The sequence below is a fragment of the Hymenobacter glacialis genome, from assembly GCF_001816165.1.
In the GTDB taxonomy this organism is placed as follows: domain Bacteria; phylum Bacteroidota; class Bacteroidia; order Cytophagales; family Hymenobacteraceae; genus Hymenobacter; species Hymenobacter glacialis.
The window spans coordinates 1-939 of record NZ_MDZC01000113.1; the positions used below are offsets into that span (position 1 = coordinate 1).

Genomic DNA, 939 nt, shown 5'->3' on the forward strand with positions numbered 1-939 from the left:
TTTTTTCGATGAGTTCCACGGCGATGGGCAGGGCCAGCTCGCCGGCCTGGTAGAGTAGGCTGACGAAATTGAGGCCCTTGACGAAGCGGCCCTTGCTATGGTCCCAGTGGGTGCAAATCAACGCACTCGGGTCCGTGTGGGCCTTTTCCAGGATGGAATCATCCACGAGTAGCACCGCAAAGTCGTCGTCCGCCCGCTGCTGCTCGGCCGCGCGAATCACCGGCTTGGCCTGCTTCCAGACCTGCTCAGAGTCCAGATACGAACTACTCAGCCAGCGCGTGACCTGGTCGTGACTCACGGCCCCATCCAGCAGCCGTGATAAACCCGTGGCCGACGTTTGACCCGTCGAACTAATCAGGTAATCTGTGTACAAATCCAGTGTGCAACTCATCACCAAACGTAAATCACTCCCCTAAATATCCGCGTAACATCAGTCAGTTAAAGCGAACGTTTTTCCTGATGCAGCTAGCATGATGAATGAAATGTGGGTAATAATCTTGCTTTTCATCTACAGCATTGTCAATAAGTTAGATTTTCCTATTGCTTCCGCAGAGCAGAGAAGAGATAATTATTTGGAGGCTAGGTATTTAAATTTTAGAAGGCTTTATGGGAAAATTATTGATAAAGAATTAGATAACGATATTTTAAAATCTGTAGCCTATTCTATTATAATTCACGAGAATTTTAATCGCTCCGTAATAGTGCGTAAAATTGAAAACATAGCATTCTTTCTAACAAAAAGACCTCATTCATTAGGAGTCATGCAATTTCCAACGAATGAATATATAACCGATAGACAGAGTGTGGAATTTGGCACAAGAAAGGTGCGTCACACTTATGAACTGATGTTACGCGGTGAATTGAGCTAACTCTTGATTCATGGCTTTTAGGCCCGCCAAATAGAGTTGGGCTTTGAGGCGAAAATGGCCGATTCCGTGC

Annotated in this window: 2 protein-coding genes; one reads left to right on the plus strand and one right to left on the minus strand. The window is 46.1% G+C overall.

Annotated elements, in window-relative coordinates; all coding sequences use genetic code 11:
- On the minus strand, nucleotides 1-391 hold a 391-nt coding region (locus tag BEN48_RS16380), incomplete at its 3' end, for a transposase (protein ID WP_141764570.1).
- Nucleotides 392-470: 79 nt separating this feature from the next.
- Here BEN48_RS16380 and BEN48_RS18890 point away from each other — a divergent pair.
- On the plus strand, nucleotides 471-869 hold the full coding sequence (locus tag BEN48_RS18890) for a hypothetical protein (RefSeq protein ID WP_125932702.1): 399 nt from the start codon (nucleotides 471-473) through the stop codon (nucleotides 867-869).
- The last annotated feature ends 70 nt before the right edge of the window (nucleotides 870-939 follow it).